Source organism: Nonomuraea insulae (genome assembly GCF_042656245.1).
On the sequence record NZ_JBHSPA010000009.1, the window covers coordinates 49,345 to 70,883 of the forward strand.

Below are 21,539 nucleotides of genomic sequence, written 5' to 3' on the forward strand. Positions count from 1 at the left end.
TCAGGGCTCAGCGGGCGCACATGGCGGCGTCGAAGGCGTCGATCAGGTGCTGACGCTTCACGGGCGTGTCGGCGATGCCGGTGCCGCGCAGCACGCCGGGCAGGTAACGCTCCACGGGGGCGTCCAGGTCGATCTTCCGGCCGGCCAGGCTCAGGACGGTGGCGGCCATGATCGGCTTGCTCATGCCGGCGATCCGGAACCGGCCCTCGGGCCCGATCATCGGCTGCCGGTCCCACGCTCCGCGGTGCCGGAGGCGTCCACACCCGGCTTCTGTCGGAGACGATACTCGCCGTCCGCCTCGCGGGCTGGGCCGAGGCACGCGGCTCGATCCCCGAGGCCGCCGGGATCGCCGCCCGCAGGGGATCGAGCGGGCTCATCCGCGCGGCCCGCCGCCTGCACGACCACCTCGGCCGGCCCTGACCGGCCTCCTGCGGCGTGGAGTTGCGCACCGGTGGGCCGCTGGCAGGCCGTGCGCACCGGTAGGCCGTTGGCAGGCCGGTGCTAGGCATTCGCTCGGCGGAGACGTTCGGCAGCCTGCGCCCGGAGCGCGTCGCCGGACACCGGGTCGTCGCCGTGCAGGGCTTCCCATCGGGCGTTGTGCGCTGCCGCCCACATGCTGGCCGCCCACGCGATCTCCTGCTCGGCGGCCGTGAACAGGCGCCCTCGAAAGTCCTGATAGGCCATCAGGAACACCTCGGAGCTCTCGATCGGTGCCAGCGTGGGCGGGCCGGCGCTGGCGAACGCCCCACTCGCCGCTCCCGCCAGCGCCGCCTCCGGTTGCCAGGCCAGGCTGTCCCAGTCGTGCACCGCCCACACCTCCTGGCCGTGCCAGCGGAGGTTCTGTGCCTCGAAGTCGGCGTGGCCCAGCACGCACGGCAGGCCGGCGGCCAGCATCCGCCTGCGGACCCGTCCGGCCGTGTCGACGACGTACGCGGGCACGAGGCTCTGGTCCCGCTCGTCGAGGAACTCGATCGCCGGCCACAGCCCGCGATCCGTGTGGTCCCAACGCGCCCAGCGCGGATTCGGCAGCGGCGGCGCGACGGTCACGTCGGCCAGTCCGGCCATCAGCCGGGCGAACACCTCCGCGTAGCGCACGGCCACGTCGGGCGAGTCCCCGTGCAACACCTCGCCGCCGGGCCGCATGGCATCGGCGTGCACGGCGAGCGAACCGCTCGCGACCGCCCGCGTGAGCGGCCGGGCGCACGGAAATCCGCGCTCGGCCAACCGGGCCTGCGCCGCGACGCACGACATGGCCCGGCCGTCATCGTCGCGCGCCTTGACCACGACGTCCGTGCCACCGGCCAACCGGAGACCGAACACCATCGACATCTGCCGCAGCTGGAACAGCACGCCGGCGGGTTCGCCACCCAGATGGTCGAGGCACCAGGCCGGCAACCAGTCCGGCAGATCGTTCAACGGCACAGTGAGAACTCTGCCATGTGCGCGGGAAGCGACCTGCGCCTGGCCGCGCCTCTACGTGAGAAGCACCTGGTCGAGGACGTGATCTCCGATGGCCGCCATGCTGGGGTTGTCGGCCGAGTGCACGGCCAGAGCGGTGCCCACGGCAAGGGCCCAGCCTCGCGCGCGCTCCCAGGTCACCTCGTCGGCGTCCACGTGTGATCGGAAGACCTCGCGCGCGTTCTCGTCGAACACCAGCCACGCGGCGGCCAGGTCGGTGGCGGGGTCACCGCTGGTGAGGTCGCCGAAGTCCAGGACGGCCGCCAGCCCCGCGCTGTTCAGCAGGAGGTTTCCCGGATGCGGGTCGCCGTGGAGCCAGAGCGGGGGGCCTTGCCAGGTCGGGAGGGCGACCAGTTTCTCCCAGAGGGGACCGAGCGCGGCTGATCGGGGAATGGACTCCAGGCGTTGCCGCACCACTTCGTCGCGGTCGGCGAGCGGAACGCCGCGGACAGGGTTCCGCGGCGCGTCGGGCGGTGCGGGCCTGTGCAGGCCCGTCATGAAGCGGGCCAGCGGGACGGCGATGCCGGAGCGGCCGGACGGCGGCACGTCGGCGACCGTGCGGCCGTCGAACCAGGGCGCGATCGTCCACGGCCACGGGTAGCCCTCGCCGGGCACGCCGGCCCTGACGGGTACGGGCAGCGCGACCTCGACGTACTCGGCCAGTACCGGCAGCCAGCGTTGCTCGTTGACGATGAGGTCGACGGCGACCTGGCGGCGCGGCAGCCGTACGGACAGGTCCGTCCCCAGGCGGTAGATGACGTTGTCCCACCCGTTGGCGACGAGGGTCAGCGGGCCCGCCAGGTCCGGGTGCTGCGTGCGGATCAGACGGTCGACAAGGTCGTCGTCGATGTCGGCTTCCGCCGCCGGGGTGTCCATGCGGCAACGATAGTGCGGGATGACCTTGGCCGAATCAGGCACGGATATGCGGTCTCACGTCGAGAACCCGCCGGACCTGCTCCACCGCAGCGTGGAGGACCCACGCCGGAAGGTGATCTCCTTGCCGCCGTCGCCCGCCGAGACCCGCTCCCAGCCGTCGAAGCTTCTCGTCAGGTGGTGTTTCCAGGTGCGCAGGTTCCCCACGGCCACGGCGGCGATCGACTCCGTCGGCGGCTCGCCGTCGGAGCAGTAGATGCCGAAGTCCGCCACGGCCGTGACGGTCGCGCCGAAGGCCCGCAGGTGGACGCCCTGGCACGCCTCGGTCTTCGTGCCGTAGATCAGGCTCGGCCGCGTCCACCCGTTGCCCTGGGGGTCGGAGTGCTGCTCGTAGAGCCCCTTGCCGCGCCGATAGTGCATGGCCACCCGCCGCCCGTCGTCCAGCTCGACCGTGTCGTTGTACGGGTCTCCGGTGCCGTTCCAGCGAATGTCGCTCTTGCGCAGTTCGTACGAGTAGCCCTTCGCGGGTTTCGCCGGGGTGGCGCTCGGTTCGGACGCCGACGGGACGGGGCTCGCCCGCGCGATCGTCGGGTCCTGCCCGCCGCACGCCGCCACCGTCACCAACATCCCGATCATGAGCAGCGTTCCTCCGACCTCTCTCAACGCGATCCCACCGAACCCCACTCGGCCCAGGCGGGATGCGGACGTGCGGTGCGTGTGATCAGATCGGGCATACCGCGACCCTACCGATCTGGCGCGGGCCGGGTCGCCCTGAACGAAGCAGCTGGGCGTCCGCCCGCCGGGGCGTACAGGAACCGGATCAGGGATAGCGCGGGAACAGGTCCGTCGTCGGCCAGGTGGTCACCTTGCCGATCTCGGCGTTCATGCGCGGGCTGAGCACGTCGAAGTCCGGCGACCCGCTCTCCTCGTTCCGGTTGAACAGGGCGGCGTAGGTGAAGCCGTTCTGGAGCCGGGCGGTGTAGGTGTAGGTGCCCGGCAACCCGCCGCTGTGCCAGGTGTTGAGGTGCCCGGTCACCTGGCGGACCCACAGACCGGCCCCGTACCACGAGCCGTTCTCCGTCACGCCGATCTCCGGCTTGGCCACCATCCTGCCGATGGAGGTCGCGTTCAGCACCGTGCCGGGGGCGTCGAAGACGCGCGCGAAGCGCACCAGGTCCACCGCCGAGGCCAGCCAGCCGCCGCCGGGGCCGCGGTTCTCCATGCTGAAGCCACCGTACGGCGACGGCACCATCGTGCCGGACGTGTCCGTGACGATCTTGCTCGTCTGCGCCGACTCGTAGACGACCTCGCCGGGCGCGGCCTGCGCCTTGAGGGTACGGCCGAGCCGCAGGCGGCTGATGCCGGCGGGCGCCAGGATCTTCTGCTTGACGTACGACTCGTAGGCCATGCCCGACGCCTTTTCGATGATCAGGCCGAGGAGCATGTAGCCGTAGTTGCTGTAGGCGTACCTGCTGCCGGGGGCGAAGTCGAGGGGGCGGCCGCAGGCGTACTGGATGATGTGGTCGCGCGTGATCGGCAGGGAGAGGCCGAGCGACTTGGAGATGGTGTGGTCCATGTTCAGGTAGTCGCCCGAGATGTCGCGGTCCCACCCGCCCGTGTGCTGCAGGAGCCGCCACACGTTCACGTTCGCCAGGCGGGCGTCGGCCGTGGTCGGCAGTCCGAGCAGCGTGGCGACGGACGCTCCCAGGCTCAGCTTGCCGTCCTGCGCCAGCCTCATGATCGCCGCGGCGGTGATGTGCTTGCTGAGGCTCGCGATGCGGAACAAGGAGGTGGGCGTGAACGTCGGCACGGCGGGGTCGTCACTGTAGCGGTAGGCCCTGGCCAGCACGAGCTTGCCGTTCTTGGTGATAGCGAGCTGCGCGCAGGAGATCCCGCGCTCCACGATGTAGGTCTTCAGCACGTTGTCGAAGCCGGCCAGCGCGGCCGGCGCCACTCCCGCGGCCTGGACCGTCGCGGCTGACGCCGGCCGCGAGGTTCCCAGCGCGAACGCGGGCACGGTGGCGGCGCCCGCCGCCAGGAAGCGCCGCCTGTTCAGGCCGTTCGATACGGACCGGTGCGGCTCGTTCATCGTCATGACCAGATATTTAGTGGATCACCGGCCCCGATGGGGCGGTTTCACCGGTATTGCGCCTTTGACGCCTATTCTGATGACGCCGATCCGCGGCGGCCGGATCATGCCCGCTCGGTGGCTACCGCGTTGGGCAGAAGCAAGGCCCCGAGCGCCAGCCCGATCAACCCGGCGACGATCGGCGCGCCGGTCCACAACTCGGGCACGGCGGGCAGGCCGCCCCCTGCGGCCGAGGCGACCCCGAGGTACAGCGACCAGGTGGCGAAGGCCGACAGCCCGGCGAAGGCCCAGTAGGCGGCGCGCCGCTCCCCCGACGGCCGCAGCCGGCGGATCAGCAGGTCGCTCACCAACCCGGCGGCCACGAACGACAACAGCATCGGCACGTTACGGAACCCCGTCAGGGCTCCTGGCATGAGCACCATGATCGTGTACATGAGGGTCACCGAGCCGAACGGCAACAGCCAGCGGCGCACCAGGAACAGCACAGGGCTGAGCATGACGACGTTGGTGACGGCCATCGCGACGGCCACCTGCTGGGCGCCCGGGCCCACCGCCACGGGACCGGCGCCCCGCGGGCCGCTGCCGCCCGCGTTCCCCAGCATGGAGAACGCCCGGACGATGCCCTCGGGCCGGTACTGCACGGCGTCACCGTACGACAGGAACAGCGACACCAGCGTGGTGGCGAACGCGAGCCCGATCAGCGCGGGCAGCAGGCGGCCGAGCGACGGCCGGGCTCCGACGCCGGGGGCGTTCCACGCCGAGCGCAGCGGTGTCGTGATGATGAGCATCATCGTCACGATGAGGCCGAGGTGTGACGGGCTGAAGAAGATGTTGATGGTCGTCTCGATGCCGAGGACGGTGTGCCACATCATGTCGGCCAGTCCGAAGGCGGCGAACGCGGGAATCGCCACCAGCCCGGCGAGATAACCGGTGGGGACTGCCGCCGGCCCCTGCCGTCCGGCGCGTACGTTGCGCCACACCTGCCAGATGATCCAGCCGGAGACCACGGCGAAGCCGGAGTAGAACACCGCGTGCCACGGCGTGAAGAACGTCTCCAGCTCCGCCAGGTTGCCGTGCGCCCAGGCGTCGATCATGAGTCCGGCCCCGAACCAGACTCCGAGCAGCGCCATCACCAGGTCGGTCCTGGGGGACACCCATCCGCGGGGCTCCCCCGTACCCACCATGAATCGCCGGACGCCGGCGGCGGCGAATGCCACTTCGTGTTTCCTTTCCATGAGATCGCAGGCGAGGACCGGTCAGGCCGTTTCGGCGCTGAGGGTCGGTGCCACCGGCCGGCGGGCCGCCCAGCGTGCGGGCAGGGCCGTCAGTGCCGCCGTCGCCAGGAGAGTCGCGAGTGCGACCGCGAAGACCGACCCCATGGGCGGCATGATCGCGTTTCTGGCGCTGAAGCCCAGGAACAGGACGATGCCCAGGGGAACGCCGGCGATGGCGCCGAACAGGCTGGGCAGGAGCTGGGCCATGGACAGTCCGGCTGTCACCTGGCCGGGGGTGGCGCCGAGTGTGCGCGCGATGGCCATGTTCGCCCTGGCCTCGATCGCCGTGGTCCAGGTGAAGGTGATGGTGTTCACGACGGCGAGTGCGATCACCAGGATGGCGACCGCGAGCATCAGCCGGCGGTCGTGCTCGCCCCGCAGGTTGGGCAGGGCGGAGGAGCCGTCCAGGCCGTAGCCCCTCTCCGGCTGAGCGTAGAGGGCCAGCAGGGCGACGATCGCGACCACTGTCGTGGCGCAGGAGAACGCCTGCAGCACGCCGCGGCCCGGCCTGCGGGCCGTCAGCCGCAGCCCGAGCAGGAACGGCGTGGGCAGCAGCGCGGACAGCGCGCTGAGCCAGGGGCGGTGACGGGGCTGGTACGCGGTGGCGGACAGCGCCGTGACAGTCGCGGTGCGCAGGGCCCGCAGCGTGGGACGCAGCGTGGACAGCACCGCCACCGCCACGGCGAGTGCGGTCGCCGCCACGACGGTGGCGCCGGTCGGCCCGGCGACGTCGCCGATCCGGCTGGCGGTGGGGCTGGCGATGGCGGGCACGGTCAGGCGGGCGATCACCAGCCCCAGCGCGTCGCCGGCCAGCGCCAGCGCCAGGTACTCGGTGAGCAGGACGGCGGCGATCAGACCCGGGGCGGCGCCGACGGCCTTGAGCAGCCCGGCCCGGCGCGTCTGCGCGGCGGCGCGTCCCGCGGCCAGCGCGGTCACTCCGGTGATGGCCAGGAGGCTGAGCAGCCAGCTACCGACGACCAGGATCGGCTGGCTGTCCTTGAGGATGACCTTGTCCTGTTCGGCTTTGAACTGCCAGGAGTGGAAGTTGATCCCGGCGGTGGAGTCGCGGTGGGCGTGGCGGAAGGCCTCGGTGGCGGCGGCGTCGCGCAGCTTGAGGTCCAGGGCCAAGGTCACCGGGAGATCGTGCGACGACGCCAGTGCCCGGGCATCCGATCGGGTCATCCAGGCCAGGCCGCTGTAGTCGCTGGGGCCGCCGCCCGGGCCGATCTGCGCCGCCCAGGGGTAGATGGAGGTGGCCGCGGTGACGGCGATCCCGACGACGGGGTACGACCGGCCGGCGATGGTGACGTGGTCGCCGATGCCGACGCCGAGCGCGGTGGCGAAGCCGCGTTCGAGGACGGTGCCGCCGGAGCGGACCCACTGCCCCGAGGTCACCAGCGGCCGGTCGATCGCGCCGGGTTTCTCGGCGAAGCCGTGCACCACCACTGGGGACGACGTGGAATCGCGCGTCGCGAGGTCGGCGTAGACGATGCGATAGGGGCCATGGTGGGCGATCACCTCGGGATCCTTCGCCAGCGAGGCCAGGGCCGAGGTCACGGCGGGACCCGTGTCGCCGGAGAGCGCCACCACGTCCGGCCCGGCGGTGGCCGCGCGGGTCTGCTCGTACAGCGCGTCGCTCACGTCGCGCAGGGACAGGCCGAGAGCCATCGTGGCGGTGGCCACGGTCACCGCGAGCAGGAGCATTAAGGCCTGGGCCTGGTGCCGGCGGATGTCGGCCAGCACGAGGCGCACGACGAGCACGATGCGGCCCATGACGTTCAGCCCTCCAGCCCGATGAGATCGCCGAGCCGCCCGGTGCCGGTGCCGGCCAGCCGGGTGTCGTCGACGAACATCCCGTCGCGCATCGAGACCAGCCGGTCCGCGGAGGCCGCGACCCGCTCGTCATGCGTGACGACCACGAGGGTCTGCCCGGCCGCACGCAGCTCCTCGAAGATCCTCAGTACGTCGAGCGTCGCCGCGCTGTCGAGGTTGCCGGTCGGCTCGTCGGCCAGGACCACCAGCGGATCGTTGGCCAGCGCGCGGGCGATGGCGACCCGCTGCCGTTGCCCGCCGGACAGTTCCGAAGGCAGGTGCCGGGCGCGGCCGGAGAGCCCGACCCGTTCCAGCAGGAAGCTCGCGCGCCGCCTGGCCTGGCGCCGCGAGCGGCCGGCCAGCAGCGCGGGCAGTTCCACGTTCTCCGCCGCCGACAACTCCTCCATCAGATGGAAGGCCTGGAAGACGAACCCAAGCGACCGGCGCCGCAGCCGCGCCAGGGCCCGCTCGCTCCAACCGTCGATGCGCTGCCCGGCCAGCCACACCTCCCCGCCGGACGGGCGCTCCAGCCCACCCAGCAGGTGCAGCAGGGTCGACTTGCCGCAGCCGCTCGGCCCCATCACCGCCAGCGTCTGCCCCTCGGGCACCTCCAGGTCGACCTCGTCCACCGCGCGGACCCGGCTCTGCCCCAGGCCGTGCTCCTTCACCAGGCCGCGGACCAGAACCACGGCACTCGACACGTTCATGCGTCCTCAGCTTCGTCATCGACCTTGGACCAGGCCCGCTCGCAGGCTTCCAGCCAGCGCAGGTCCGCCTGCAGCCGCAGCACGACCCCCTCCAGCAGCACGACGGCGGCCGAACCCGCCGGCTCGGCCATGGCCGCGTGCTGCGCCTCACGCAGGCGGCGCAGCAACTCACGGCGCTGCGCCGCCACCAGTTCCACCGGGTCGGCGAGCCGGGCCGCCGCCGCCGCGACGAGCTTGAGATGGAACTCCGCCAGATCCGGCTTCGGCCAGCCCACCTCGGCCAGCCAGGCGGCCACCCGTTCCTGCCCGGCCGGGGTCAGCGCATAGACCTTGCGCTCCGGCCGCTCAGGAAGGCCGTCCGCCCACTCGCAGGCCACGAGCCCCGCCTTTTCCAGCCGGGCCAGGGTCACGTAGATCTGACCGCGGTTCATCGACTCGCCCAGCGGGCCGAGGCTCTGCCGCAGCCGAGCGTGCAAGTGGTAGCCGTGCGCCGGTTCTTTGGCGAGCATCGCCAGCACTGCGTCCTGCACTCCACACCCCCTAACGGTTAGCCAATAGATAGCGGTTAGCCAAGGGAGGTGTCAAACGCGGGTGGTCCGGCCGCGGATCATGTTCAGCAGCGCCGTGTGGGTCTGGGTGTCGACGGCGGCGATCAGGCCGCCCGCTCCCGTATGCACCGGCTCGCCGTGGATTCCGGTGACCACGCATCCGGCCGCCTGGCACAGGGCGATCCCGGCGGCGAAGTGCACGCTGTCCGCCAGGTGCCCGTCGGTGACGTAGGCGGCCCGGCGGCCGGCCGCGACCCAGGCCAGCGCCAGTGTGGTGGAGACGACTCGCGGCCGGAACCGCTCAGTGAAGGCCGGGTGGGCGAGGAGGTTCACCGCACGGAAGGCCGGGGCGTTGGGGAAGGGCGGGTCGAGGTTGACGTCCACCAGGCGCGTTCGCGACGAGGGCGCCAGCGGCGTGTCCACCCCGTCGAGGCGGGCGCAGGCGTGGTCGCCGTCGGTCCAGAACACCTCGCCGGTGAACGGGTCGGCCGAGGCCGCCGCGGTGATGCCGGCGCCCGTGCTCAGGGCGACGTTCACCGCGACCAGCAGATTCCCCGCGGCGTAGTTCAACGTGCCGCACAGCGGGTCGACCAGCCACCGCCGCCGCGCGTCATCGGCGCCGAGGCGGCCGCTTTCCTCGCCGGTCACGGCGTCGCCGGGCCGGGCGGCGCGGAGGATCTCCAGGATCGTCTTCTCCGCCCGCAGGTCGGCCGTGGTGGCGAAGTCTCCGGCCGCCTTCTCCACCCGGTCCAGAGCCGAGCCGTACATGTCGCGTACGACTCCTGCTCCTGCCTGCGCCGCTTTGACGGCTAGTTCCGTGTCGGCTTCCGCCTTGTCGATCAGCATGTGCGCAGAATAGCCACAGCGTCCACGCACCACGGTGAAGGGCTTGCGCGCCGGGACCGGGCCTGGACCCGCCGGAGGAGCCCGCCCTTCGCCAGGTTCATGCGCGCGTTCGTGCTTCAGACGGCGATGGGCAGGCCAAAGCGTCCATCCAGGAGGTGTGGCGTCATGTCCCGGTTCGGGGGTGAGCGGAGCCGGTCAGGCCGGTCGCGGTCAGGGTGAGGTGCTGGACCAGTGCCGCCGCCGCGGCGTCGGGGTCGCGGGCCAGCGCCGCCTCCTCCAGTCGGCGGTGTTCGTCGGCGCCGTCCCGGCCGGGAGTGCGATGCGCCGACCAGCGGCGGGTCAGTTCGCTGGCCGTCCACAACCGGTCGAAGGTCTCCAGGAGAACGGGGTTGCCGCAGCCCTCCAGCAGAGTCCGGTGGAAGATCCGATGGGCCTCGGACCAGGCCTCGCTGTAGTACTTGTCGTCTTCCGGCGTGAACGCCGGGGTGCGGGCCAGGCGGTGGTGGGCGGCTCGTACGCGGGCCTCCCAGTCGACGTCGCCGCGTTCGACGGACATGCGCAGGATGACCGGCTCGATCGTACGCCGGGCCTCGAAGATCTCCTGCCAGCGCCGATCGGAGAAGGCGGGAACGGCGAAGCCACGATTGTGCAGCCGGTCGGCGAGGCCGTCGCCGACCACCCGCACCAGCGCCTCGCGCACGACGGCCAGGCTCACGCCGTGCTCCCTGGCCAGGTCCTGTGGCTTCAGTGCCGCACCGGGGGCGTAGTCCCCACGCATGATCGCATCGCGCAGGCGTGCGTAGACCTGCTCGGAGAGCATCTGTTTCCCCGGCGAGGTGGAGGCTGTCATGGACACCATCATAGACGATTTGGCAAATAATCGATTATTAGTGTTATGGTCGATGAAGTCAGACGGTCGGGTCACATGACCGGCTCCACCGCCGAGCAACAGCGACGGCTTCGCAGACAAGGAATGACGCGATGAGCACCAACGACCCCTTCGCCCGCCTTCCCGAGGCGGCCACCTTCACCGTCACCAGCGCCACCGTGGCCGACGGCGAGGCCTGGTCCGCCGAGCAGTTCTCCAGCGGCGTTCCCGGCGGCAAGGACGTCTCCCCGCACCTGTCCTGGAGCGGCGCCCCGGAGGGCACCAGGAGCTACGCCGTGACGGTGTACGACCCGGACGCCCCGACCGGCTCCGGCTTCTGGCACTGGGCCGTGGCCGACATCCCCGCCACCGTCACCGAACTGCCCGAGGGCGCGGGCGACGACACCGGCTCGGGCCTGCCAGAAGGCGCCTTCCAGGTGCCCAACGACGCCCGCGTCGCCCGCTTCATCGGCGCCGCCCCGCCCGCCGGGCACGGCGTGCACCGCTACTTCGTCGTGGTGCACGCCCTCGACGTCGAGTCCATCGGCGTCCCCGCCGAAACCACCCCGGCCTTCCTCGGCTTCACCATGGCCGGGCACATCCTCGGCCGCGCGGTCCTCATCGCCACCGCCGAGATACCCGCCTGACGGCTCCAGCCCCGCGCCGCGCTGTGGCGGCGGGCGCCCGCCGCCTCGCCTCGCCCATCACACCGGCCGGGACGTACGGTCGCCCGCGCTGACCTCAGCCGATCCCCGGCAGGCGGCTTCGGCGGCGCCGAACAGTTCGAGGACCATCGGCTTCAACGAGACCTGGACCTCCCCCGCCGCCTCACCGGCGAGGAGCCGGCGCTGCACCTCCGCGTCGAGCACCCGGTCAACGGCCGAGGCGAACCCCGCCATGAGCTGAGGGCGCAGCCCCTCGCTCAGCGGCGGCGCGCCTTCGGCCAACGTGGCGGCGAGCAGATCCTCGCGCTCCTGGCGCAGCTGCAGTTCCCTGCCGCGCAACGCGGGGCTGGCGTCCAGGGTTCGCTGGTACTCGACGCTCTGCACCAGCAGCCCAGCACCGTGGTAGTCGCCGAGCAGCCGCAGATAGCCGCCGGCCAGGGCCTGCGCGATCGATTCGCCTTCGAGGCGGCTCCTGACGGCCGCGCTGGGGAAGGCCACGTAACCGTCGCGCTCCTGGAAGAAGAGGTCTTCCTTCGTAGGAAAGTGGTTGAAGACCGTCTGAACAGCCACGTCAGCCTCATGAGCGACGTCGGCGATCGTGACCGAGTCGAATCCATGCTCCAGGAAGAGCCGCATCGCCGCATCACCGATGGCCTGCCGCGTCTGCTGCTTCTTGCGGTCCCGCCGATTCGTCATCTCGCTCATGGGACAAGCGTACGGGCTTGAAGCTGGTCACTACACGTTTGGTGCGCTTCTATCGATGTAGTGACTATAGTCATGTAGTGACTCAACCTTGAGAGGCGCACATGACACGACACTGGTCCCTCCCCCGAGTTCTCATCGCCCTGATGGCGATCGAGACCGCGTTCGGGGCCCTCCTGTTCGACCTGGTCCTCCACGACACCGCTCACGAGCACATGTACAACCCGGCCTGGCCTCCCCATGCCAAGTTCCACGACGCGCAGTACATCGTCACCTCGCTCGCCCTCGGACTGTTCGCCCTGGTCCTGCTGGCCCGCCGTCGCGGCGATACGCACTCCCGCCTGTTGTGGGCCTCGGGCGTCCTGGCCGTGCCGTGGGCGAGCATGTTCCCCGCGTTGCTGTTCCCCGGCACCGCCACCTACGATCCGGAATTCAGGGACGAGACACAGTTCGTCCTCGGCCTGCACGGTCAGATGTTCATGGCCGTGGTCACCCTCGTGATCCTCGCCATCGCCACGTTCCTCGCCTCGGCGCGCCGGCGACGGGGGAGCTCATGAGGCTGTTCATCTTCGGCGCGAGCGGCGGCACAGGCGCCCAGCTGCTCGCGCAGGCCCTCGGCTCCGGCCATCGGGTCACCGTCCTCGCCCGCTCCCCCGAATCGATCCCCCGCCATGCCCACCTGACGGTCCTGCGAGGCGACGTGCTGGAACCCGGCGTCTGGCGGCAGGCGCTCGCGGAGCACGACGCGGTGCTGTCCTGCCTGGGCAGCGCCGACCGGCGCCCCACGACCATCTACTCGCAAGGCATGACCGGCATCGTCGAGGCCATGGTGGAAGCGGGGGTTCGCCGGCTGAGCTGCATCACCTCGGCCAGCCTCGACCTGTCCCCAGCCGCGCCGCCGGGCCGGCGCCTGCTGATCGGCCGGGTGGTCCGGCCGCTGTACCGCCACATGTACGCCGACATGAGAAGAATGGAGCACATCGTCACCGCCAGCGGCCTGGACTGGACCATCATCCGGCCGCCGAGGCTCACCAACGCGCCACTCACGGGGAAGTACCAGGCGGTCGCCGATCAGCACCTGCCCCGCACTCGTTCACTGTCGCGAGCCGATCTCGCGCATTACATGCTCAACCATCTCGACGACCGGGCGACCTGGCAGGCCACGATCGAGATCTCCCGCCTCTGATCGCCGGCCCCATGCCGGGCGCCGCCCCGGCGGGACCATCGGGCCCAGGCCAGAAGGAGTACATCGGCGCAGCCCGATGCTCACTGCCTGTAACGTACCGCGCGTGAGTGAATACATAGAGTCACCTTCTGTCGGGGAGAGGTCCCGGCGCCGGTGGGTCGTGCTGCTGCTCTGCTGGGCCTCGCTCACCATGACCTCCGTCGACCGCTCCACCTGGGGTCCCGCGTCGCTGCAGGCCGGTGCGGCGCTGGGGGTGTCGCTGGCGGGGCTGGGGGCGTTCGCGACCGCGTACTACGTCGGGTACGTGCTCTCCAACATCGGCGGCGGGCTGCTCGGCGACCGGCTCGGAAGCCGGGTCGTGTTGTCGGGGTCGCTGTTCACGGCCGGCGGGTTCATGGTGGTGTTCGGGTTCGTGCCGTCTGCCGGGGCGGGGATCGCGGTGCAGGCGCTGATCGGGCTGTGCGCGGGGGCCGATTTCGCGGCCGGGGTCAAGCTCGTCGCCTCCTGGTTCGCCGAGCGGGAACGAGGGCTGGCGATGGGCTTGTTCACGATGGCCTCCTCCCTCGGCACGATGATCGCCAACGCGGTCGTGCCCCGGCTGATCCAGAGCTACGACTGGCGGGCTTCGTACCACCTGTTCGGGGTCGTGTCGATGGGGCTCGCCCTGCTGTGCCTGGCGCTGCTGCGCGAGCGGCGAGGCCCGTCGGTGCGCCCGCCGCCGCTGCGCGGCCTCGTACGCGACCGCAACCTGCTGCTGCTCGGCCTGGCCGGATTCGGCGGGCTGTGGGGCACGTACGGATTCGTCACCTGGTCCAACACCCTCATGGTGACGGGGCACGGGATCGACGCGGTGTCGGCGGGGACGGTGGTCGTGGTGTTCGCGGCGGCGGGCGCGGTCGGCAAGCCGGTCATCGGCCTGGCCACGGACCTGGCCGGGCGGGGCCGCAAACGGCCGGCGGTCGCGGTGCTGGTGGTCTTCGCGGGCTGCCTGCTGGTGTTCGGCGGCATGAGGTCGGAGACGGCGTTCCTGGTGATGGCCGCGTTCGCGGGTCTGGGGGCCTACCTGTACGCGCCGCTGCTGGTCGCCATGGTGCCCGGGCTGTCGGGGTTGGCGCTGGCGGGCTCGGCGGCGGGCGCGATGAACGCGGTGGCCCAGTTGGGCAGCGTCACCGTGCCGGTCGTGGTCGGGGCGGTCTACCAGGCGACCGGCTCCTTCCCCGCCGCCTTCGCCACCCTGGCCGTGGGCCCCCTCGCTGGCGCCGCCGCGTTGTCGTTCGTCCGCGAGGCCGGAACCTCCGCCCGCCGCCGCTCCCCGCAGAACGCCGGCGCGTGACCCACCCCTGGAAGCCGCGGGTTCGATCCGATGCCGAAGGGGTCTTCGGCCGCATTCACGGGCGGCGCGGAATCTAGGCTCATGGCCACCCCCTGTCCTGATGGAGGCCTCCGTGTTCTGGCCCGATCAACTGTTCGCCAAGCTGCGGGCCAGGCAGGCGCGGGCCTGCCTCTGGGTGCGGATGCTGCTCCTGCTCCTACACCCTGGATCTCCGGGTCGCGGGGAGGGCGTCACGGACGATCACCACACGCGCGCCCGCGACGCGATGCGGCGGGACGGCGTGCTCTGGCGGGCCTATGCCATCGCGGCGCGGTACCTGGTCCGGCTCGCGGTGCCCGCCATGGCGGTATTCCTGCCGATCGCCCTGCTCGCGGCGTCGGCGCTGGTCTGGCTCGCGGACGGGTCGGTGGCGGTGGTCAACGGCGACTTCGAGCTGATCGGCGTGCCTGATGCGTCCTTGCTGGCGTGGTCGGCGGCGGTGCTGGTCGTCTCGGTGGCCGGGCACGCGGTGGCGCTGTCCGCGACGGTGGTGCTCGTCACCGGGCGGCTGGTCGGCAAGGGCGTCTCTCCCTCCGGCGCGATGCGGGCCGCGGCCCGGCGCTGGCCCGCGATGGCGGTGCTGATCCTGGTCGGCGCGGTGGCGTTCGCGGCGGCCCTGGCGGCTGGGCTCGGCATTCTCATGTGGACCGGGGCGCAGGTCACGGCTTACATCGTGATGGCGGTCCTGGCTCTGTCCGCGATGCCGTGCCTGCTGGCCGTGGCGCCCGTGGTCCTGGAGGGCCAGTCTGCGAGGAGCGCCCTCGCCCGCGCCTACCGGCTGACGGCCGGCGCCTCCTGGGCAACGCCGCTCACGCTGGCCTTCGGCGTCGTGCTCCTCCCCGCTCTGGCGGTGCGGGTGGTGAACTGGGCGGTGTCCGGGCTGCCCATCGTGCCGGCCGTGGCCGGCTACGTGGCGGCGCTGGCCGTCGTTCCGTTCCAGGCGGCCGTGATCGCCCGCCTGTTCCTGCGCCGCCTGGTCGTCAAGGGGACGATCGCCGAGTTCAAGGAGATCGTCGACGGTCTGCCGGCGAGCACGCCAAGCCCGGCCGGGCGCGTGCCGGTGCTCGCGGCGCTGCTCCTGCCCGGCCTGCTGTACGGCGGCGCGGTGCTGATCAACCCGCTCGGCTGGCTGAAGGTCTCCCAGACGACCGTCACGGCGAACTGGCCACGTGACCAGGACTCCGAGGTGTCGGAGGAGAATGGGCGTCCTGCGCCGGACCTCGACACATCGGACCTGCGAGCCCTGTACAAGGGGCCGGGCGGGCGCATGGTCATGCTCATGGACGACTCCTCCGAGGCGAAGCTGCTGACCTGCGTGGACAGCAGCTGCACGCGGACCCGGTTCACCTGGGCGGAGCCGGTCGGCGCCGTCGGCGGGTACACGGCGGCCGGCGCCCGGCTCGCGGACGGCCGTCTGGTCGTGTCGACGTGGGGCCAGGAGGGCACCGACGAAGACGGGTGGGTCCTGGACCTGGAGAAATGGCGTGCCCGGCTCGGACTGCTGATATGCGACGCGACGGGGTGCGTACCGGGCCCCGGCGGCAGGCCGATCACGGAGGTGACGCGGTCCAGCCAGGACAGGACGGTCGCCCTGGCGGCACGGCCCGGCGGCGGTCTGCTGGTCGCCCAGCTCCACGAACTCCCCCTGAGTGAGCGTGACTACGACAGGGAAGGGCTCTCGATCACCACCTGCGGTGATCCGGCCTGCACCCGTCCACGCACGAGGGAGGTCGCCAAGCTTCCCGCCGACAAATCCGTGATCGACACGCGCGGCATCGTCGCGGGCGTGGGTCCCGACGACCGCCCCATTGTGCTGCACTTCGACCGCGACTCCGGTTCGATCTCCGTCGTCTCCTGCGACGACCCCGCCTGCGCTCGGGCACGCGTGGGGCGGCCCGTCCTGGAGGGTTCGCCCGACCATCTCGGCGGCGACCGGCGAGATCGCGCCGCCATGGTGCTCAGGGCCGACGGCCGGCCCCTGATCGCCTATCAGGACGTGAGCGACGGCGCGATCAAGCTGCTGGACTGCCAGACCCGCGAGTGCCCGAAGGCCGGCACCGCCACTCTGTCCGAGCCCGGTCGCAACACGGCGCCGACGATGGTGCTGGACCGGGACGGCCGGGCACTGGTGGCCTACCAGGACCTCGACCGCGAACGGATCGTCATCGCCGCCTGCGCGGGAACGCGTTGCACGCGCACTCCGGTCACGACGATCCGGCGCGGCGGTAGTGACGGCCTGGCCATGGCGCTGGACGGCCAGGGCCGGCCCATGATCGCCTGGATGGACGACGCCGGCTCGGACGGCTGGGACCTGGTCGTGACCACGCCGCTCAATCTGCCCTGACCCGCTACAGCGCGGGGCGTGTCGCACACCAGGCGATCTCGCCGCTGGGCAGATACACCACGGAGATGTCGTCGTGGCGTTTGGCCCGGGGCCAGCGCTTACCGTCAGGATCGCTGGTCTCCGCCGCTCGAACCTCATCGAACAGCCGCCATGGCGTCTCTGATCCGAGAATGTCCAGCAGGTCAGCGAAGGTGCCGAGCCCGAACTCGACGAACCGGGCGGCGCCGTCGCTCAACAGCGCCAAGCAGCGCACCTCTCCAAGGGGGAAGCTGCCGGTCAGCGCCTCTCGCGCGGCTTCCTCGTCAACCGATGCGATGGGGTAGCCGAGAGGGTGGTTACGCATCCGCCGCTGGTGCTCCACGAACGCGATGCGTGCCGCCTGATGTTCGGGTGTGCCGGTGGCGAGGGCGGCCATCCGTTGCCAGAGGTCGTCGCCCACCGCCTCGACGCGCCGGTCCGTCACCGTGACGACCTCGCCCTTGACGTCGGCGACCAGCGCCGAATCGCCGAGCACCAGATACTCGACCTGGTCAGCTTGAAGCCGGACCATGACGGCCGTGCTGGACGGTGTGCCGGGGTGGTCGAGATCGCAGGTGTGGTCGCGATGCGACCGGGCGACCCAGGAGATGGACCGGAGCAGAGCGATGTCCAGCCCGATGACGGGGTTGCGCATGTGACCCATGGCCGCGTCGCCCAGCTGGGCGACGTACCAAGGGGTGCCGTGGCGGCAGCCGGTCGGCAGTTCGGACGGCCCGCCGGCGCCGTCGAGCAGGACGGCCTGCGTCAGGGTGCCGACAGCGGCGGCCACATAGTCCTCGTTCGGCTTGCCGGCGCCGCTGGGCCTGCTGTGGAGGAACAAGCGCTCTCCTTCGTGGGGAACGGAGTCGCTTCAGTTCTCCAACCGACCGCGAGGCACGTCAAGTGCGGCGTGATGGGTGGTCAGTCCACCAGGCCGGCGCGGTAGGCGGCGATGGCCACCTGCACCCGGTTGGTGACGGCGAGCTTGTCGAACAGGTGGGAGATATGGCTTTTGACCGTTGCTTGGCTCATGTTCAAGCCGGCCGCGATCTCGGTGTTGGAGCGGCCGAGCCCCACCTCGATGAGCACCTCGCGTTCGCGGCCTGTGAGGGTCTCCAACCGGGCCAGCGCGTCACGGCGACGCCGGATCGGCAGGGTGGTGGTGACGCGGTGGATCAGCCGTCGGGTCACCTGCGGGGACAACATCGAGCCGCCCCCGTGCGCCAGCCGTACGGCCTGGATCAGGTCGTGCGGAGAGGTGTCCTTGAGCAGGAATCCGCAGGCCCCGGCCTCCAGGGCGGTGAAGACGTGCTCGTCGCTGTCGAACGAGGTCAAGATCACGACTGCGGGGGCCCGGGCGAGCCGGTGGATGACCTCGGTGGCGGCCAGGCCGTCGGACCGCGGCATCCTGATGTCCATCAGGACGACGTCCGGCCCGAGACGGCGAACGGCGTCGATCGCCTGATCCCCGTCCGCGGCCTCCCCCACGACCTCCACGTCGGGTGCCGATTCGAGGATGAACCGCAGTCCAGCGCGGATCAGCGACTCATCATCCACCAGCAGCGTCCTGATCATGTGCTTCCCTCGCGGACGCGTCCCACGGCAACCGGCCCTCGAGACACCAGCCTTCCGCATCGTCCGGCGCGCCGCGCACCGTTCCGCCGATCAGCAGGAAACGTTCGGCCAGACCCACGAGACCGGCCCCGGCACCGGACGGGTGCGCGCCGGACCGTGACGATCGGCCATTGGCGACCGTGATCGTGACACCGTCCTGCGGACTCCCCGCCACCGAGACGGTGACGGGTGCTCCGCGGGCGTGCTTGTACGCGTTGGTCAGCCCCTCCTGTACGAGCCGGTAGGCGGCCCGCGCCGGCACCGCCGGCAACGTGTCGATGTCACCGTGCAGCGTGACGGCGTTGCCGGCCCACGCCCAGGACTCCACCAGCCGCCGCAGATCGGGGAAGCGGTCATCGTGTCCGGCCCGCAGCACGCCCACGATCTTCCGCAGCTCTTCGAGGGCCTCCTGCGCGGTGAGGCGGATCAGTGCCGCCTCCCGCTCGACCCGCGCGGGCTCGGCCCCGGCGTTCACCTCCAGCCCGCCGGCGTGCAACGAGATGAGGGTGACCTTGTGCGCGAGCACGTCGTGCATCTCCCGCGCGATCCTGCCGCGCTCGGCGGCCTTCGCCTGTTCCGCACGCAGGCGTTGTTCGGTCTCGGCTCGCTCCGCGCGTTCCCGCAACGATCTGTTGAGCTCGCGGCGAGCGGCGATGTACCCGCCCGCCACCAGCACGGCGCCGGTGGCGGCCGTCGCGGAGAGCAGAGTGTCCGTCCCGAAGCCGCCGCCGTCGAGCCACTGCTGTGCCATGAACCCCGCCACGCCGATCACCGCCAGCGCCGCGAACCGCCGGCCCGGCCGCGCCCCCGCGCCGGAGAACAGGCCGATCAGCAGCGGCCCGGGATTGCCCGACAGCGCGAACGCGCCCGCCCCGAGGGCGGCGACCCCGATCGGCCACCGGTCGCGGAACCACACGGCCACCGTGGCGACCAGCCCGGCGGCGGCGATGACCGTTCGCGGCGTCTGCGCCCACGGCGCCTTGACCGCCGCGACGGTCAGGAGAAGACAGATCGCCACACAGACCGCGCTGACGGCGTGCGGGCCGGGTGAGGCGATCCGCCGCAGCACGCTCCGGTACGGCACCATCGCCCCAGCGTAGCCAGGGCGGCCTCGTGTCACCTCCGCCGAACGTCGAGGCCGGCTCTCGTGAAATCTCCGACTTTAGTGTGATGCGCCGATGGCCGCGATGCCGATGCGGCCGCGCCCTGGCCGGTCGCACCGTTGATGGTCTCGACTACGACAGGAGTCACGCCGTGTGGCCACTCACCCTTCCCCGACTGCTGCTGGTCGCCGCGCTGTCGCTGGCCGTCGTCTGGGCGCCGGCCCCGGCGTCGGCGGCGCCCGTCCCGGATACCCGGGAGCTGGCGGATTTCTTCGACGCCGCGATGGCCACGGGGCTGGAGGCCGATCATGTGCCCGGCGCGGTCGTCTCGGTGGTGGGCGGCGGCAAGACCCTCTTCAGCAAGGGGTACGGCCTGGCCGACCGCGAGAACCGGACGCCGTTCGACCCCGGCGGCTCATTGGTGCGGATCGCCTCGATCACCAAGCTGTTCACCTGGACCGCGGTGATGCAGCAGGTGCAGGAGGGGAGGCTGGACCTGCACGCGGACGTGAACCGCTACCTCACCGCGTTCCGCGTGCCCGCGACCTACCCCCAGCCGATCACGCTGGAGCATCTGATGAACCACACCGCCGGGTTCGAGGACCGCACCATCGGCCTGGGCGCGCGGCGCAAGGCCGACGTACCGCCTCTGGGCACCTATCTGGCCGAGAACATGCCGGCGCGGGTGCGCCCGCCCGGAGAGGTGTCGTCCTACTCGAACTACGGCGCGGCGCTGGCCGGGTACATCGTGTCGCGGGTGAGCGGGCGGCCCTACGACCAGTACGTACAGGAGCACATCCTGGACCCGCTCGGCATGCGGCACACCACGGCGGCCGAGCCGGTCCCCGCCTCCTTGGCCGCGGGCCTGGCCCGCGGCTATGACTACGAACAGGGGACGTACCAGCGCAAGCCCTTCGTCTTCGACAACCTCGCGCCCGACGGATCGATCAGCGCCACCGCGAACGACATGGCCCGCTTCATGCTGGCCCATCTGGAGGGCGGGCCCATCCTCGGCGAGTCCACCGCCCGTCTCATGCACCAGCGGTCCTTCGCCGCCGACCCCCGTATCGACGGGTACGCCCACGGGTTCAAGGAGCAGACCGTCAACGGGCATCGTGTGATCATGCACGACGGCAGCTGGGCAGGTTTCCAGAGCGCGTTGCTGCTGGTGCCCGACGCCGATGTCGGCCTGTTCGTCTCCACCAACAGCATCGGCGGCGTCGAGGCCGTCACCCGCCTCCTGCCCGCCTTCTTCGACCGCTTCCTGCCCGGCGACCGCGCCGCGCCCTCCGCCAGGTCCGGCAGGACGGTCACGCCCGTGGCGGGATTCTACAAGCCGGCCCGCCTCGTCGAGTCGACCATCGAGAAGGTGCTCACCCTCACCAACTCCTCTCGGCTGCGGGTCAACGGCGACGGCAGACTCGCCTTCCAGGGCAGGACGTGGAGCCCCCTGGCGCCAGGGCTCTACCAGCAGGACGGCGGCCGGGAACGACTGGCGTTCGTCACGAACGGCGCCGGGGACGTCTACGCGGCCACCGACGGTCCCGCCTACGAACTCCTCCCCTGGTGGGACACCCCTCCGCCCAACCTCATCCTCGTCGCGCTGTCCGCCGGCACCGCCCTGACCGCCGTGCTCGGCCTGCCGTCGGCCGCCGCGCTCAGACGCCTGCGAAGACGACCCTCCCGAGCCCCCCGGCCCCCCCGGGCCCCCCGAGCCTGGCGCGCCGGCCGCATCCTCGCCGGCCTGGCCGGCGCCGTCGGCCTGGCGTTCGTCGTGCTGTTCGCGCTGACCCTGGCCGGCCCCACGAGCATCCTGTACGGCGTGCCGGCCTCCCTCCGGGCCCTCCTGCTCCTTCCCCCGCTGTTCCTGGGCCTCACCATCGCCGCGATCACCACCACCGTGATCGGCTGGAGACAGCGGCACATCGGCGTTCTGGCCCGCGGCCACCAGGTGATGCTCCTGGCCGGAATGCTGGCCCTCCTCTGGTTCTGCCGGCACTGGAACCTGCTCGGCTGGCAGTTCGGCTGACCGGCCGGGCCGGACGCCAAGCGTCAGGCGC

General features: G+C 71.5%; 21 protein-coding genes. 6 read left to right on the top strand and 15 right to left on the bottom strand.

The genetic code is table 11. From position 1 onward, the window contains the following. Positions 1-7: 7 nt before the first annotated feature. The 11 genes from ACFPZ3_RS06320 to ACFPZ3_RS06370 all read right to left on the bottom strand — a co-directional run bounded on the left by ACFPZ3_RS06320 (position 8) and on the right by ACFPZ3_RS06370 (position 10,457). On the bottom strand, positions 8-220 hold the full coding sequence (locus tag ACFPZ3_RS06320) for a serine hydrolase (RefSeq protein WP_379512993.1): 213 nt from the start codon (positions 218-220) through the stop codon (positions 8-10). 281 nt (positions 221-501) lie between these two features. After that, positions 502-1,422, bottom strand: a complete 921-nt coding sequence (locus tag ACFPZ3_RS06325) for an aminoglycoside phosphotransferase/kinase family protein (protein WP_379512994.1) — start codon at positions 1,420-1,422, stop codon at positions 502-504. 51 nt (positions 1,423-1,473) lie between these two features. Beyond that, positions 1,474-2,334: an aminoglycoside phosphotransferase family protein gene (locus tag ACFPZ3_RS06330; protein WP_379512995.1), complete on the bottom strand. Its 861-nt coding sequence runs from the start codon at positions 2,332-2,334 to the stop codon at positions 1,474-1,476. A 54-nt stretch (positions 2,335-2,388) separates the two neighbouring features. Continuing rightward, positions 2,389-2,967, bottom strand: coding sequence for a hypothetical protein (locus tag ACFPZ3_RS06335; protein ID WP_379512996.1), 579 nt, complete (start codon positions 2,965-2,967; stop codon positions 2,389-2,391). A gap of 184 nt (positions 2,968-3,151) precedes the next feature. Then, positions 3,152-4,426, bottom strand: coding sequence for a serine hydrolase domain-containing protein (locus ACFPZ3_RS06340; protein ID WP_379512997.1), 1,275 nt, complete (start codon positions 4,424-4,426; stop codon positions 3,152-3,154). 98 nt (positions 4,427-4,524) lie between these two features. Then, on the bottom strand, positions 4,525-5,637 hold the full coding sequence (locus ACFPZ3_RS06345) for a hypothetical protein (protein ID WP_379512998.1): 1,113 nt from the start codon (positions 5,635-5,637) through the stop codon (positions 4,525-4,527). Positions 5,638-5,676: 39 nt separating this feature from the next. Further along, positions 5,677-7,467 (bottom strand): FtsX-like permease family protein, encoded by a 1,791-nt coding sequence (locus tag ACFPZ3_RS06350; RefSeq protein WP_379512999.1) that lies wholly within the window; start codon positions 7,465-7,467, stop codon positions 5,677-5,679. Positions 7,468-7,472: 5 nt separating this feature from the next. Next, entirely contained in the window at positions 7,473-8,213 is a 741-nt protein-coding gene (locus ACFPZ3_RS06355) for an ABC transporter ATP-binding protein (protein WP_379513000.1), read from the bottom strand. Beyond that, entirely contained in the window at positions 8,210-8,743 is a 534-nt protein-coding gene (locus tag ACFPZ3_RS06360; RefSeq protein WP_379513001.1) for a PadR family transcriptional regulator, read from the bottom strand. Before ACFPZ3_RS06360 ends, ACFPZ3_RS06355 begins: the two co-directional genes overlap by 4 nt. Positions 8,744-8,794: 51 nt before the next feature. Continuing rightward, the gene (locus tag ACFPZ3_RS06365) at positions 8,795-9,607 is read right to left on the bottom strand and encodes an inositol monophosphatase family protein (RefSeq protein ID WP_379513002.1); all 813 of its coding nucleotides are present in this window, start codon (positions 9,605-9,607) and stop codon (positions 8,795-8,797) included. A 163-nt stretch (positions 9,608-9,770) separates the two neighbouring features. Further along, on the bottom strand, positions 9,771-10,457 hold the full coding sequence (locus ACFPZ3_RS06370; RefSeq protein ID WP_379513003.1) for a GntR family transcriptional regulator: 687 nt from the start codon (positions 10,455-10,457) through the stop codon (positions 9,771-9,773). 131 nt (positions 10,458-10,588) lie between these two features. Here ACFPZ3_RS06370 and ACFPZ3_RS06375 point away from each other — a divergent pair, with 131 nt between their 5' ends. Beyond that, entirely contained in the window at positions 10,589-11,122 is a 534-nt protein-coding gene (locus ACFPZ3_RS06375; protein ID WP_379513004.1) for a YbhB/YbcL family Raf kinase inhibitor-like protein, read from the top strand. 57 nt (positions 11,123-11,179) lie between these two features. On the opposite strand, the gene ACFPZ3_RS06380 is transcribed toward ACFPZ3_RS06375, so the two are convergent. Continuing rightward, entirely contained in the window at positions 11,180-11,845 is a 666-nt protein-coding gene (locus ACFPZ3_RS06380; protein WP_379513005.1) for a TetR/AcrR family transcriptional regulator, read from the bottom strand. A 143-nt stretch (positions 11,846-11,988) separates the two neighbouring features. Here ACFPZ3_RS06380 and ACFPZ3_RS06385 point away from each other — a divergent pair, with 143 nt between their 5' ends. From ACFPZ3_RS06385 to ACFPZ3_RS06400, 4 genes are all read left to right on the top strand, one after another. After that, complete coding sequence (locus ACFPZ3_RS06385) at positions 11,989-12,399, top strand: DUF6640 family protein (RefSeq protein ID WP_379513006.1); 411 nt, start codon at positions 11,989-11,991, stop codon at positions 12,397-12,399. Beyond that, positions 12,396-13,028, top strand: a complete 633-nt coding sequence (locus ACFPZ3_RS06390; RefSeq protein ID WP_379513007.1) for an NAD(P)-dependent oxidoreductase — start codon at positions 12,396-12,398, stop codon at positions 13,026-13,028. Before ACFPZ3_RS06385 ends, ACFPZ3_RS06390 begins: the two co-directional genes overlap by 4 nt. 103 nt (positions 13,029-13,131) lie before the next feature. Next, positions 13,132-14,361 (top strand): MFS transporter, encoded by a 1,230-nt coding sequence (locus tag ACFPZ3_RS06395; RefSeq protein ID WP_379513008.1) that lies wholly within the window; start codon positions 13,132-13,134, stop codon positions 14,359-14,361. Between the two features lie 112 nt (positions 14,362-14,473). Beyond that, a complete protein-coding gene (locus ACFPZ3_RS06400) occupies positions 14,474-16,744 on the top strand; it encodes a hypothetical protein (RefSeq protein WP_379513009.1) in 2,271 nt (756 codons plus the stop codon). Between the two features lie 4 nt (positions 16,745-16,748). On the opposite strand, the gene ACFPZ3_RS06405 is transcribed toward ACFPZ3_RS06400, so the two are convergent. The 3 genes from ACFPZ3_RS06405 to ACFPZ3_RS06415 all read right to left on the bottom strand — a co-directional run bounded on the left by ACFPZ3_RS06405 (position 16,749) and on the right by ACFPZ3_RS06415 (position 19,463). Next, positions 16,749-17,603, bottom strand: coding sequence for a protein phosphatase 2C domain-containing protein (locus ACFPZ3_RS06405; protein ID WP_379513010.1), 855 nt, complete (start codon positions 17,601-17,603; stop codon positions 16,749-16,751). An 80-nt stretch (positions 17,604-17,683) separates the two neighbouring features. Next, the gene (locus ACFPZ3_RS06410; RefSeq protein WP_379513011.1) at positions 17,684-18,337 is read right to left on the bottom strand and encodes a response regulator transcription factor; all 654 of its coding nucleotides are present in this window, start codon (positions 18,335-18,337) and stop codon (positions 17,684-17,686) included. Next, positions 18,312-19,463, bottom strand: a complete 1,152-nt coding sequence (locus ACFPZ3_RS06415) for a sensor histidine kinase (RefSeq protein WP_379513012.1) — start codon at positions 19,461-19,463, stop codon at positions 18,312-18,314. The genes ACFPZ3_RS06410 and ACFPZ3_RS06415 overlap by 26 nt, the downstream gene beginning before the upstream one ends. Positions 19,464-19,630: 167 nt before the next feature. Between ACFPZ3_RS06415 and ACFPZ3_RS06420 the strand changes: the two genes are divergently transcribed. Next, positions 19,631-21,508, top strand: a complete 1,878-nt coding sequence (locus ACFPZ3_RS06420) for a serine hydrolase domain-containing protein (RefSeq protein ID WP_379513013.1) — start codon at positions 19,631-19,633, stop codon at positions 21,506-21,508. The last annotated feature ends 31 nt before the right edge of the window (positions 21,509-21,539 follow it).